9 protein-coding genes are annotated in these 13,784 nt (G+C 58.1%); 4 read left to right on the top strand and 5 right to left on the bottom strand.

What is annotated here, in order from left to right:
* Positions 1 to 4 precede the first annotated feature (4 nt).
* The 3 genes from gspD to VR74_RS00395 all read right to left on the bottom strand — a co-directional run bounded on the left by gspD (position 5) and on the right by VR74_RS00395 (position 3,377).
* Complete coding sequence (gene gspD, locus VR74_RS00385; protein WP_045693442.1) at positions 5 to 1,948, bottom strand: type II secretion system secretin GspD; 1,944 nt, start codon at positions 1,946 to 1,948, stop codon at positions 5 to 7.
* A 1-nt stretch (position 1,949) separates the two neighbouring features.
* Positions 1,950 to 2,840: a type II secretion system protein N gene (locus VR74_RS00390; protein WP_045693444.1), complete on the bottom strand. Its 891-nt coding sequence runs from the start codon at positions 2,838 to 2,840 to the stop codon at positions 1,950 to 1,952.
* A 222-nt stretch (positions 2,841 to 3,062) separates the two neighbouring features.
* Positions 3,063 to 3,377: a helix-turn-helix transcriptional regulator gene (locus VR74_RS00395; RefSeq protein WP_045693446.1), complete on the bottom strand. Its 315-nt coding sequence runs from the start codon at positions 3,375 to 3,377 to the stop codon at positions 3,063 to 3,065.
* Between the two features lie 571 nt (positions 3,378 to 3,948).
* Between VR74_RS00395 and VR74_RS00400 the strand changes: the two genes are divergently transcribed.
* The gene (locus VR74_RS00400) at positions 3,949 to 6,420 is read left to right on the top strand and encodes a hypothetical protein (RefSeq protein ID WP_299949216.1); all 2,472 of its coding nucleotides are present in this window, start codon (positions 3,949 to 3,951) and stop codon (positions 6,418 to 6,420) included.
* A gap of 119 nt (positions 6,421 to 6,539) precedes the next feature.
* Complete coding sequence (locus tag VR74_RS00405) at positions 6,540 to 9,146, top strand: TonB-dependent receptor (RefSeq protein WP_045693450.1); 2,607 nt, start codon at positions 6,540 to 6,542, stop codon at positions 9,144 to 9,146.
* Between the two features lie 91 nt (positions 9,147 to 9,237).
* On the opposite strand, the gene purB is transcribed toward VR74_RS00405, so the two are convergent.
* Positions 9,238 to 10,536, bottom strand: a complete 1,299-nt coding sequence (gene purB / locus VR74_RS00410; protein WP_045693452.1) for an adenylosuccinate lyase — start codon at positions 10,534 to 10,536, stop codon at positions 9,238 to 9,240.
* Positions 10,537 to 10,718: 182 nt separating this feature from the next.
* Here purB and VR74_RS00415 point away from each other — a divergent pair, with 182 nt between their 5' ends.
* On the top strand, positions 10,719 to 11,693 hold the full coding sequence (locus VR74_RS00415; RefSeq protein WP_045693454.1) for a peptidoglycan-binding protein: 975 nt from the start codon (positions 10,719 to 10,721) through the stop codon (positions 11,691 to 11,693).
* 74 nt (positions 11,694 to 11,767) lie between these two features.
* A complete protein-coding gene (locus VR74_RS00420; RefSeq protein WP_045693456.1) occupies positions 11,768 to 12,469 on the top strand; it encodes a VIT family protein in 702 nt (233 codons plus the stop codon).
* Positions 12,470 to 12,555: 86 nt separating this feature from the next.
* Here the strand turns inward: VR74_RS00420 and VR74_RS00425 are convergent, their stop codons facing one another.
* Positions 12,556 to 13,773: an NADP-dependent isocitrate dehydrogenase gene (locus VR74_RS00425; protein WP_045693458.1), complete on the bottom strand. Its 1,218-nt coding sequence runs from the start codon at positions 13,771 to 13,773 to the stop codon at positions 12,556 to 12,558.
* Positions 13,774 to 13,784 lie beyond the last annotated feature (11 nt).

Here is a 13,784-nt window from a genome sequence, read left to right on the forward strand (position 1 = left end):
GGGATTATTTCGGTGGCGGTGATCCGAGAACTTCACTGACAAAGGCGTCCAGCGAATTCACGTTCGACTTCTTGTCATTCCAGAGCTCCTCGGCGCGCACGAAACGATAGCTGCGCGAGGTGGCTTCGCGCGCGCTCTGGCGGTCGCGAATGACGGTCGGGCGGATGAAGACCATGAGGTTCGTGCGCTTGGTGGCCTTGCCTTCGGAGCGGAACAGGCGACCCGCAACCGGCATGTCGCCAAGAATTGGAACCTTCTCGTTCGCGATCGTATCGGATTGCTGGATCAGCCCGCCGATGACGATTATTTCGCCGCTGTCGGCAAGGACGTCAGTCGTGATCTGGCGTTTGTTGAACACGAGGTCCGATGTCGCTGTCGAAATGGCACCGTCGATGCTGGAGACTTCCTGATTGATCTCCAGGCGGACGGCATCGTCGGAAGAAATGCGCGGGGTGACGTCAAGCCGGACGCCGATCTCCTTGCGGTCCACGGTCTGATAGGGGTTTGTGTTGTCCGCGCCAAGGACTGTTCCGGTAATGATCGGGACTTCCTGTCCGACGAGCAGGGACGAGGTTCCGTTGTCCAGTGTCATGTTGAACGGTTTCGACAGCACCCGGGAGTTCTTGTCGGATTCCACGGCTGTGAGGATAGCACCGAACAGCGTGTTGCCATCCTGGCCGCCAATGCCGGCGCTAATGCCTGACAAGCCAAGCAGGGATGTCACCGCAGCGGAGGCGAAAGGATTCGTGTCACCGCTATTGAAGGGCGTGTCCCCGCTCAGGGCGCCCGCGAGGGCCAGGAGGTTGGGGGCCGAACGAGAGTAGTTTGTCGACACGAATGGCACCGACGAATTGCCGGTGCCGCTGAGCAGGAACTGCAGGCCGAGCTCGCGCGCCGTGTCGTCGGACATTTCGACGATGATGGCCTCGACGAGCACCTGGGCGCGGCGCTTGTCGAGGTCCTGGATAACGCGTTCGAGGGTGAGGAGGGTTTCGCCCGGCGCGTTGATCACGAGCGAGTTGGTTGAGGCGTGGAAGGCGATGGTGCTCGGTGTGACTTCGCCCCCGGCCTCGCCGCGCCGGAATGCCATGGCGCCCGCGACTTTTTCAAGGATCGGCACAATGTCGGCCGCGTCGGCATTTTTGAGCGGAATGACGCGAAGCGTGTCTTCGACACGATCGGTCGCGTCCAGCTGATTGACGACCTTCATGGCGCGTTCGACCATCAGGTTATCGCCGCGTATCACGATCGAGTTGCCCGATTGTGACGCGATCGCCTGGAAGTTCGTTGCATAAGAATCTTCGCCGCCGGGTTTTTCCAGTGCCATAAGGATCGATTGCATTTCTCCCGATGGAATGTTCCGTAGAGAAATTGTTTCAGTACGCGTGCGATCTTTATCGATCCCGGCCACCAGCTGGCGAATGCGCGGGATGTTCGACGCATAGTCGACGACGACCAGCGTGTTCGAACGTGGATTGGCGATCACCTGGCCTTGTGCATCGACGAGGGGCTTCACCATTTGCGCAGCTTCCAGCGCATTGAAATTGTTGAGGTGAATAATCTCCGTGACCAGGCTGTTGGCGCCTGTTGAGCGTGTTCCGGCCTCGCTGACCCCGGATTGTTCCGGGATGATGCGATAGGTGTCCTTGCCTGCGGGAATGGCAGTGAAACCGTGCACACGCAGCGTGGAAAGAAAGACGTCGAAGACACCTTCCTTGGTCAGGGGCGAAGATGATGTGACCGTGACGCGCTTGCCGCGAACATCCGGATGCACGATGAAAGTGTATCCGGTCACAATGGAAACGTCGGCGATGAGCGAACTCAGCTCCACATCGTCAAAATTCAATACATGACGCGAAGATGCCTGAGCAGACTCTCCAGTCAGTGCGAAGGCCGGCAAGGCTGAAGAGGCAAGCAGGAATGCCGACAGGCCGATACGGAAGTTCATTCTAATCTCCCTCAGGGAAGCGCAGCGTGACGGGCACAGCGGCGCCATTGCGCTGTAACGTCATGGATAGTTCGGTTGCCGTGGACAGCCGGTCGGAAAAACTCTGAATGTCGATTTCGCCGACGGGCTTGCCTTCGACATGCGTGACAAGGTCACCAGGTTCGAGGCCTGCATTCGAAAGGTCACTCGCCGGGCCGGAGGTCGTGATACGGTAGCCCGTCAGGAGACTGTCCGAAAATACCGGAGCGATGTCGAGCGATGCGAGCAATGACCGATTCACCGTGGCAGCAGGCGTCTCGGAAATCGTTGCAGGGCGGGGCGCGCCTTCGATCAGGCCGCTTTCTCCCGGGCGTGACAGGACAGCCAGCGCATCAATGCTGCTGTCCATCATGAGTGTTTCCAGCGCCCCTGATTTGCGGATCAGGACACGGTCTGGCAAAACGCGGTCGAGTGTGACGCCTTCAATAATCGTGTCGCCGGCATGATAGGTCAGCGCCCGACCGTCGGGGGTCTGGATGACGGCAATCGACACCTGTTGGGAAGCCGGTTCGCGCGTACCTGTCGCGACCGATCGCACGCCTTTAAGGGTCAAGTTGAGACTGGTCGCAGGCGCATCCGGAATAATGTCACCTCCGGGCGCCCCCGTTCCGAACCGGTTTGAGCGGGTCAACAGCATGAGGTCTGCGGTGGCGAGAGGGGAACTTTCGGATGCGGGGGCGGTTGTCGCGGGCAGACGCAAGGGCTGGCTGACAGCACCGCCCGGTTCAATGAGAAGCCAGATGAAACGGGCAGTCAGCAATCCCAAAGCGGCAACCAGCAGGAACATGAAGCCGCCGCGTACGCGCGGCAGGAAGTGCAGTGCCTTCTTCGAAAGAATGTTTAACTGGCTCATATTCTACTCTGACTGCAAATTTCCTGCCCGGATTGGGTCGCCAGGGCCCCTGGCGAACAGGTGAGCCATCGCCGGGATCCGGCATTTAGAATGTTGATGAAGTAAACAGGTCAATAGTGCCAAGCTGAATTGCAGTACATGTTTTTAATTCTTCATAGTTGGATGTCGTCCTAATAACGTACATCTTTTCATCTTCTGGCGCGATCTGGACGTCAAAAGCAGTCAGAACAGCACACTTGCGGGCACGTTCAGGGCTTCTGACAGCCTGCGCGCTGTCTTGAGGCCAAACGTCTGGCCACGCTCGATTGCCGATATGTGATTGGGACGAATGCCGCACAGTTCGCTGAGTTGGCTTTGGGTCAGCAACCTTAGTTCGCGCATGACACGAACAGGATGTTCGCCGGCAGCAATCCGTCTCTGCGCCTCTTCCGGAATGGCCGGCTCGGACGTTGGCATCTCGGCCAAAGCCTTCTCGAGTTGCGCGACCTTGACTTCGAGATCAATCAGCCGTCCCTCAAGTCTGTAAATCAAATCCATATTTTCCACCGAGGCCGCCCCTTGATTGCATTAATCCTCTGGTTCTCAATTGGCGCTCAATTATTCTGGATTTAACGCGCTCACATGTCGTTTTCGCGAAAGTTTTGTGACGCTCTCCGTGTTTTGATCACAGTTATTCGGGGCGAGCGTGCCTCGCCGTGCGAGTGTCTTAAAACCGAAATATTTCCGTTAATTGTTTGTCATGCCCTCCCGCTATTCAGCCGCTGACGGGGTCGCGATGGAGTCGGCCTATCCAACGCTCAGAATCTAAGGGGTTCCAATGATATTTCGCAGGTCAGTTAGCGCGATCGCGCTCTGCTTCGCAGCAGCGTGTTCACAGGGAAGTAACATTGCTTCACCGGGTCCAAGCAATCCAGGAACGCCTCCTGGTGGCGGCGGCGGCGGTGGCGGTGGCGGTGGCGGTACTGCGTCATGCCCGGCAGGTTTCACGGAAGGCGCTGCAGTCGGCGGCCTCACGACCTGTAACCTTTCTGGTACATATCTGAGCGACCTTACACTTCCGTTCGTTTCTGGCATCGCTTATGCCGTCGACGGCCGGGTGGATATCGGCGTGGACGTCGGTGCAGATGGCACGGACCCCGACGGAACAGCTGCAACGCTGACCATCGAGCCAGGCGTAACTGTTTTCGGGCGCACCGGCGCTGATTACATTGTCGTCAATCGCGGTTCGCAGATCGATGCAGACGGCAATGGGGCCAATCCGATCGTCATGACCAGCGCGAACGATCTCGTCCGCCGCGCAGACAGCGACCCGTCGAATGATTTTGGCGGCGACAATATTGGTGAGTGGGGCGGCCTTGTGATCCTGGGCCAGGCACCCATCAACCGCTGCCGCAATGCCGCAACGCCTGCGACAGTCGATTGTGACAACGTGGTTGAAGGCGTGAGCAACCCTGACGCCGTTTACGGCGGCGCTGACCCGACGGACAACAGTGGTACACTGCGTTACGTCTCATTGCGCTTCTCCGGGTTTGCAATCGGCACTGGCAACGAATTGAACGGCATCACGCTGGCGGGTGTTGGTTCGGGCACGACGGTTGATTATGTCCAGGTCCACAACAGCTCGGACGACGGCATCGAATTCTTCGGCGGAACGGTGAACGCCAAGCACATCGTGCTGACGGGCAATGATGATGACTCGCTCGACACTGACAATGGCTACAATGGCAGCCTTCAGTATGTGGTCGTGAAGCAGCGCACTGCCGGCGGTGACAATATGGTTGAAGCCAGTTCGGTGGCAGGCATCTCGCCAGCTTCTGATGCTAACATATCCAACTTCACCTTCGTCGGTGATGCAGGCGGCAACGCCCTTCGCCTGAACACGGGTACGGTCGGCACCTATGTCAACGGCGTGGTGACTGAAGTCGCGGAATGCTTCCGCTGGGAATCTTCGGCAGGCAATGGCGTGGCCGGCTACCAGGCGGGTGTGGACCCGGCGTTCAACTCGGTCCTGTTTGACTGCGCTGCTGGCGTGGAAACGGCAAACTCCGACCCGGGTGCTGCAACCGCAGCCATCGCAGCGGGCACCAATAACTCCACGGCAACAGCAAGCACGCTCGCAGCCTCTTTCTTCCCTGGCCCGAACGAAGCGGCTGTCACACCGTTTGATGCGACAACGCTTTCGGCATCTTTTGATGCGACTACCTATATCGGCGCCTTTGGCCCGTCCGAAACGGAAACCCAGAACTGGGCAACCGGCTGGACATTTGGCCTCTTCCCCGATCCGACATGTCCGACCGGTACGACCGATTCCGGGCTTGAAGTGAACGACCAAACGGTCTGCCGCATCTCGGGTGTGATCACTGACGATGTTCGTCTGACACGCGGAAACATCTACGAAGTTGTTGGACGTCTGGATGTCGGTGTTGACATCGGTGCTGATGGTGCAGCGGCAGGTGGTGATCCGGCGTCTCTGACGATTGAAGCCGGCGTCACAATCTTCAGCGGAAGCGGCGCAGACTATATTGTCGTGAACCGTGGCTCCCAGATATTCTCGAACGGAACGAAGGAGAATCCGGTCGTCCTGACATCCGAAGCGGATGTCACCGGTACGCAACCCAACCCGGAAAACGCCATTGGCGAATGGGGCGGTCTGGTCATCCTCGGCCGCGCGCCGATCAACCGCTGCCGCAATGCCGCAACGCCCGCGACAGTCGATTGTGACAACGTGGTTGAAGGTGTGACCAACCCTGACGCGGTTTACGGCGGTGCCGTGCCAGCCGATAATAGCGGTTCGTTGCGGTATACGGTGGTCAAGCATTCCGGTTTCGAAGTCACGACAGGCAACGAATTGAACGGCATCACGCTGGCTGGTGTTGGTTCGGGCACGACGGTTGATTATGTCCAGGTCCACAACAGCTCGGATGACGGCATCGAATTCTTCGGCGGCGGGGTGAATGCAACGCACCTCGTGCTGACGGGTGCGGATGATGACTCGCTCGACACCGACAATGGCTACAATGGCAGCCTTCAGTATGTGGTCGTGAAGCAGCGCACTGCCGGCGGTGACAATATGGTTGAAGCCAGCTCGGTTGCAGGCATTTCGCCGCCTTCCGATGCCAAGGTCTCCAACTTCACCTTCCTGGGTGAAGCAGGCGGCAACGCTTTCCGCCTGAACACGGGTACGGTCGGCACCTATGTCAACGGCGTGGTGAAGGAAGTCACGGAATGCTTCCGCTGGGAATCTTCGGCAGGCAATGGCGTGGCCGGCTACCAGGCAGGTGTGGACCCGGCGTTCAACTCGGTCCTGTTTGACTGCGCCGCTGGCGTGGAAACGGCAAACTCCGATCCGGGTGCTGCAGCCGCAGCCATCGCAGCGGGCACCAATAACTCCACGGCAACAGCAAGCACGCTGATCAACAGTTTCATCAATGGTGCAGCCGAGTCGGCCGTCACGGCCTTCGATGTAACGGGTCTGTCTGCTGACCTTGAGCCAGTCGACTATATCGGTGCTGTCGAGAACGCCTCGGACACCTGGTGGCAGGGTTGGTCGTGCGGCCTCGAAGCCAGCGACCCTTGTTAAGTTGAGAACCGCCGGGATGGCCACGCAAGCCGTGCGCCATCCCGGCACTTTCATTTCAGGGCAGATACCGAGGTTCTCGATTGGGCGCCTCAGATCCACGCCAAGCTAGGTCAAGAAAAATGCACATTACTTCTGTCAAATACAAATGGTTGCTGTCGACAGCAGTCATGCTTGCTTTATCGCCCATTGCGGGCGCTCAGGAAGCAACACCTCCAGCAGACACGCCCGAAGACAGCCGCACCCTCCAGACGGTTGTCGTGCGCGGTCAGTTCATTCCGGAACCGCAGCGTGAAACGTCCCAGGTCGCGACTTTCCTGTCGAGTGAAGACCTGGCGCGTCAAGGCGATTCCAACGCGGCGCTTGCCCTGACCCGTCTCAGTGGTCTGAGCATCGTATCCGGACGCTTCGCCTTCGTGCGGGGCCTTGGCGACCGGTATTCGTCGGCCTTGCTCAACGGATCGCCGCTTCCAAGCCCTGAACCTCTGCGTCGTACTGTGCCGCTTGACCTGTTCCCGTCGAGCGTCCTGGCCGGTGCGGCCGTACAGAAGACATATTCGGCCAATTACCCGGGTGAATTTGGCGGCGGTGTGATCGATCTTGAAACCCTTCGCCAGCCGTCCGAGAATTTTCTGACAGTCAAAGGCGGCATTTCTGCAAATACAGAAACGACCGGATCGGATGGACTGTACGTCAATGGCGGTGACCTTGACTGGTCGGGTTACGATGACGGCCTCCGCGACATTCCAGGACCATTGGCTGCAGTTCTCGCATCCGGAGAACGGCTGAGCGATCAAACACCGGAACAGATCGAAACCATTGGCGAAAGCCTGGTCAATTCGCCCTTGTCGGTGATCCAGCAGGGTGAGCTGGGTCCGGATCCCAGCGGTTCGATCGAGGGCGGCCTGATCCTCGACAAAGGCCAGTACGATATCGGCCTGATCGGCGTTGTTGGCTTTGACTCGGGATGGACAACAAGAGATGCCATCCGTCAGTCTGTAGAAGCTGGTGTACTCGGCAGCGACCAGAACCAGTTCTCGACAACTTACGATGCCACGCTTAATGCGCTCGGATCCGGTTCAATCGGTTGGGGCGATAACGAGATCCAGGCGACTTTGTTCTATGTCCATACGACGTCGAAGCAGGCAGAAATCACCACAGGCACGGACTTTAACGCACCGGGCGCCACAGGTGAGATCTTTGATGAATCGAGCGGCTGGTTCGAACGTGAATTGGCATTTTTCCAGTTGCGCGGTGAACACGGAATTGGTGATCTGGATCTGAACTGGCGCGGCGCATATGCTGTCTCCACACGTGACGCGCCTTATGACCGTTCACTCCGTCGTAGCCCCGATGCGGATGGCGTGCCGTTGTATTCCACGGCCAACAACTACAACATAGTCTTCTCCGACCTTGAGGACACGATTGCCAGCTTTGGTGCGGATGCCACGTATACTGTGGATATCGGAAACGCCAGGGAGCTGGTCATGTCGGGTGGTTTTGACGTCGCGTCGACTGATCGCGACTATAATTACCTGTCTCTTCGCTTCGTCGGCGGCAACGCCCTGCCTGCAGACGCGCAGGCCGCGCGACCTGACTACCTGTTTTCGCCGGATAACATCGACCCTGCGCGGTTTATCCTGCAGGAAGTCGTCACGCCTAACGACTCCTATTCAGGTGCACTCGATGTGAATGCATTCTACGTGCAGACCGAGCTGGACATTCTCGACTATGTTCGCGGCACGGTCGGGTTCCGGTACGAAGATGCAGAGCAAACGGTTGAGACATTCGACCGGTTCGGTAATCCGGGAGCAGGTGACGTCAACCTGAGCAACGACTATGTCCTGCCCGCGTTAACGCTGACATGGAACTTCGCAGACGACCTACAGTTGCGTGCCGGCTATTCGCAAACGATTGCCCGTCCGCAGTTCCGCGAACTCGCGCTCTCCTCCTTCGTGGATCCAGAGACCGATCGCACCTATCGCGGGAACAGTGGTCTCGTGGACAGCGAACTGAAGAACTATGACGCACGCCTTGAGTATTATCTTGGCCGCAACCAGTTCGTGACTTTGGGAGGCTTCTACAAGGACATCAAGAATCCGATCGAGGAAGTGCAGTATTCGACGGCGTCGTTCGTGTTCGAGACAACCTTCATCAACAGCCCGAAAGCAGAGCTGTACGGTGCGGAACTCGAGTACAGAACCAATTTTGCCATGCCGATCTCAAATCCATGGATGGATGATCGTGAATGGCTGTTCTCGGCGAACTACACTTACACGGCTTCTGAAGTCCAGGCACAAGATGACGATCTGGTATTCGATCCAATCTCGCGCTCGCTTCGCAATGCATCCCTGTTCGGGCTTGATGGGTCCGACCTTCAGGGTACGCCGGAAAACATTCTGAACGCACAGTTCGGATGGCAAAGTGACGTAGAGCAGATGACGCTTCTCGTCGGCTGGGTTGATGAACGTATCCTGCAGCGCGGATTTGGCGTGGGCGCCGCCGCACTGCCAGACGTGATCGAAGATCCCGGTATCCAGCTCGACCTCGTCTACAATCGTGATTTCACGATTGCTGGTCGCGAAATGTCGCTTGGCTTGAAAGGCCGAAACCTGCTTGGTGAAAAGCACATCGAGTACCAGACATCTGAAAGCGATGTGGGCCGTACCGAGTACAACACCTATGAGCGCGGAACGACGATCTCGGCGAGCCTGTCCACGACCTTCTAGCAACACGCTTGAAGCGGACAATACAGATCACCCCGCAGCAAGCTGCGGGGTGATTTTTTATCGAATGGATTTCAGTTCTGACAAAAGAACTTCAGGCGGCTCCAAAAACGCGTTCGAAAATCGTGTCGACATGTTTGAAATGATATTCGAGGTCAAACAGGTCTTCGAGTTCCGCGTCTGTCAGTTTCGCTGTGACGTCCGGGTCTGACTTGAGCAGGTCAAGCAGGTTGCCTTCGCCGCGCCAGGTGCGCATCGCATTCCGTTGCACCAGTGAGTAGGAGTCTTCACGGCTGACGCCGTGTTCGACAAGTGCGAGCAGGATGCGCTGGGAGTTGTGAAGGCCGCCCATGCTTTCGATCGTACGCAGCATATTTTCCGGATAGACGACCAGGTTTTCCACCACACCAGCAAGCCGATGCAGGGCGAAGTCCAGATGGATCGTTGCGTCGGGGCCGATTCCGCGTTCGACGGACGAATGGGAAATATCGCGCTCGTGCCACAGGGCGACGTTCTCAAGTGCGGGCGTGACGGCTGACCGCACGAGCCGAGCAAGCCCTGTGAGGTTTTCGGTGAGCACGGGATTGCGCTTGTGCGGCATGGCAGACGATCCCTTCTGGCCGGCAGAGAAAAACTCTTCGGCTTCCAGCACCTCGGTTCGCTGCAGATGACGCACTTCGGTGGACAGGCGTTCAACCGAGGATGCGATCACGCCGAGTACCGCGAAAAACATGGCATGACGGTCGCGCGGAATGACCTGCGTGGAAACGGGCTCGATTATGAGGCCAAGCTTGGATGCAACGTGCGCTTCAATCGCCGGGTCGATGTTGGCAAATGTACCGACTGCGCCGGAAATCGCGCAGGTTGCGATTTCTTCGCGCGCCATTTCCAGGCGCCTGCGTGCGCGTTGGAATTCCGCGTGGAAAGTTGCCAGCTTGAGGCCGAACGTTGTCGGTTCAGCGTGAATCCCGTGACTGCGGCCAATCGTGGGCGTGAATTTGTGCTCACGCGCGCGCGTTTCCAGGGCGGTGAGAACGCGGTCGAGGCCGGTCATCAGAAGATCGCCAGCGCGCACCAGCTGAACGCTCAGGCATGTGTCCAGGACATCTGACGATGTCATGCCCTTGTGTAGAAAGCGGGCTTCTTCACCCACGTGTTCTGCGACATTGGTCAGGAAGGCGATGACATCGTGTTTCACTTCGCGTTCAATCGCGTCGATACGTTCGACTTCGAACGCCCCGCGCTCTCGCACGGCCTGCGTGACGCCCGCTGGTATGATGCCGAGATTTTCCATCGCTTCGGCGGCAAGCGTTTCGATTTCGAGCCAGATGCCAAAACGTGTCTCGGGAGACCAGATTTCAGCCATTTCAGGACGGGTGTACCGGGGAATCATATCGCGCCTCTCTGCTTGTGAGGCCCGTATAGCCCGGAATCCCCCGAATGCCAGCACCGCGCGCGGCGTGATTCAAATCATGCCAGGGCTAAACGGTCTGGTCGGTGGCCTGGCGCTGGTTTAGACAGGTGGAAAGTGCATGATTGACGCCGGGTGGCCAAATGCGGCCAGGGGAATGAAGAATGAACAAGTTGATTTTCGCTTCGATCGCAGCCATCGCGCTTTCCGGGTGCGTCCTTGCACAGGATGGTGAGGCCTATCCACCCGCGTCGGATGCCGGTTTCTGTTTCGCGCGCGTACTGATACCTGAAACGACCGAGATCGTAACGGAACAGATGATTGCTGAACCCGAGCGAACCGAGGTGAGGTTTATTTCGGCGGTACTCGAGACCTACACACAAGAGGTTTTGGTCAAGGAAGCCACCAAGGCCTACACGGTGATTCCGGCGCAGTTCATCACGCAAACCGAACAGATTCTGGAAGAACCTGAGCGCATCGAGACCAGCATCATTCCTGCCAGTTTCGAGACATATACAGAGAAAGTGCTCGTGAGGCCTGCTTATACAACCTGGAAGCCGGGGGCAGCTTTCTATGGCCAAAAGATCCCGGATGGGGGTGAGGCGGCCGACTCTGCTGTGTCGACAGGGGAACGATTGTCCCGGGTAGAGGTGCCAGCGCAGTTCGAGGAAGTCACACGAACACGCATCGTCACCCCGGAGCGGGCAGAGACGAAGGTCATTCCGGCAAGATACCGGACGATATCCCGGCAAATCGTGGAGTCTCCTGCCCGGGTTGTGGAAGAGGATGTTCCGGCAGTTTATGAAACCATCACCCTTCAGCGAGTGGTCACGCCGGCGCAGGAAGAGACCATTGTCATTCCGGCAACCTACCGCACTGTCGAGAAGCGCGAAGTGACAGGTGGGGGCAACGTCGAGTCGCGCGAGGTCCTTTGCAATACAAATGCCTCGCCGGCGAAGATAAAGGAGGTGCAGCAGGCGCTGAACGAAAAAGGTTACGCCGTACCCGCAGACGGCGAATTCGGACCGGCCACGCTAAAGGCGATGGAAGATTACCAGCGCGCCAATGGTCTACCCGTTGGGTACCTGACGATCAGTACCGTAGAATCCCTGGGTGTTTCGGTGAACCAGGCCGACTAATGCGGCATTTGACGCATTCCGCGATTATCTCTCACGCCTGACAGTGCAGTCAGCCAGCAACAATCAGGATTCCTATGCCGCGATTTCATTTTCACTACGAACGTCACCAAATGTCCCGGATCGGCTGGATGCGGGCCGCCGTACTGGGGGCGAATGACGGGATCGTTTCCACGGCCAGCCTGATCATCGGGGTCGCTGCGGCCTCCTCCGGAAAGGGCGAGATTGCCGTTGCCGGCGTCGCGGCACTGGTTGCCGGTGCCATGTCGATGGCTGCGGGTGAGTACGTATCGGTCAGTTCGCAGTCGGATGCCGAGCAGGCGGAACTGGCCAAAGAGCGACAGGAGCTGATTGACCTGCCAGAGGCAGAACTGGCTGAACTGGCCGGCATCTATGAAGAACGCGGCCTGAAACCGGAGACGGCCAAAGAGGTCGCGAGCCAGATGACAGCAGACGATCCGCTCCGGGCCCACGCGCGCGACGAGCTAGGCATTACCGATATGACTGCGGCGAAGCCGGTTCAGGCAGCAATCTCGTCCGCGATTTCATTCGCGATCGGGGCAGCCCTGCCTCTCGCACTTGTCTGGATTGTGCCGCTTGGCGTGCTTGTGCCTGTTGAAGCGGCTGCATCGCTTGTCTTTCTCGCCTTGCTCGGCGTGGTCGGGGCAAAGGCAGGCGGGGCCAGCATATGGCGCCCGACCCTGAGGGTGACATTCTGGGGGGCGCTGGCCATGGCGCTGACAGCCGGGATTGGCCATCTGGTCGGCGGGGTTATCTAGCCGGCCTTTGGAAGCTCATGCCTGAAAAAAGAAAACCCCCGTCACTTCGCAGTGACGGGGGTCTTTTTTTGCGCTGGACGAAAAGCTTAAGCCTTCGCCATTTCCGCCTGCAGGTTTTCGGAGACTTTCTCGATGAAGCCTTCGGTCGTCAGCCATTCCTGGTCAGGCCCGACGAGTAGCGCGAGGTCTTTCGTCATGTAACCGGCTTCCACGGTCTTCACGATGGTCTGCTCCAGAGTTTGAGCAAATGCCTGAACGTCAGGTGTGCCGTCCATGCGGCCACGATGGCTCAGGCCTTGCGTCCAAGCATAGATCGAAGCGATCGAGTTGGTCGAGGTCGCTTCGCCCTTCTGGTGGTTGCGGTAGTGGCGCGTGACAGTGCCGTGAGCGGCTTCAGCCTCGACCGTGTTGCCATCGGGTGTCATCAGCACCGACGTCATCAGTCCCAGCGAGCCGTAGCCCTGGGCAACCGTGTCGGACTGCACGTCGCCATCATAGTTCTTGCAGGCCCAGACGTAACCGCCGGACCATTTCATTGCCGCTGCCACCATGTCGTCGATCAGGCGGTGCTCATACGTACCGCCGAATGCCTTGAACTTGTCAGCAAATTCTGCGTCGAAAATCTCCTGGAACAGGTCCTTGAAGCGGCCGTCATAGGCCTTGAGGATCGTGTTCTTGGTTGACAAATAGACCGGCCATTTGCGCTGCATGCCGTAATTGAAGCTTGCGCGCGCGAAGTCACGGATCGACTGGTCGAGGTTGTACATGCCCATGGCGATGCCGGCTTCCGGGAAGTCGAAGACTTCCTTTTCGATCTTGTCGCCATTCTCGCCGACCCAGGTCATGGTCAGTTTGCCCTTGCCGGGCACGAGGAAGTCAGTGGCCTTGTACTGGTCGCCAAAAGCGTGACGGCCAATGACGACAGGCTTGGTCCAGCCTGGAACGAGGCGCGGGACGTTGGAGATCACGATCGGTTCGCGGAAGACGACGCCGCCCAGGATGTTGCGGATCGTGCCGTTGGGCGACTTCCACATTTTCTTCAGCTTGAACTCTTCGACACGTTGTTCGTCAGGCGTGATCGTGGCGCATTTGACGGCGACGCCGTATTTCTTGGTGGCTTCAGCGGCATCGACGGTGATCTGGTCATCCGTCTCGTCGCGTTTCTGGATCGACAGGTCGTAATACTTCAGATCGACATCCAGGTAAGGATGGATCAGCTTGTCCTTGATGAGTTGCCAGATGATGCGGGTCATCTCGTCCCCGTCCATTTCGACAATCGGGTTCTTGACCTTGATCTTAGCCATGTTTTGTAATC

This window comes from Hyphomonas sp. BRH_c22 (genome assembly GCF_000961795.1).
Taxonomy (GTDB): Bacteria; Pseudomonadota; Alphaproteobacteria; order Caulobacterales; family Hyphomonadaceae; genus Hyphomonas.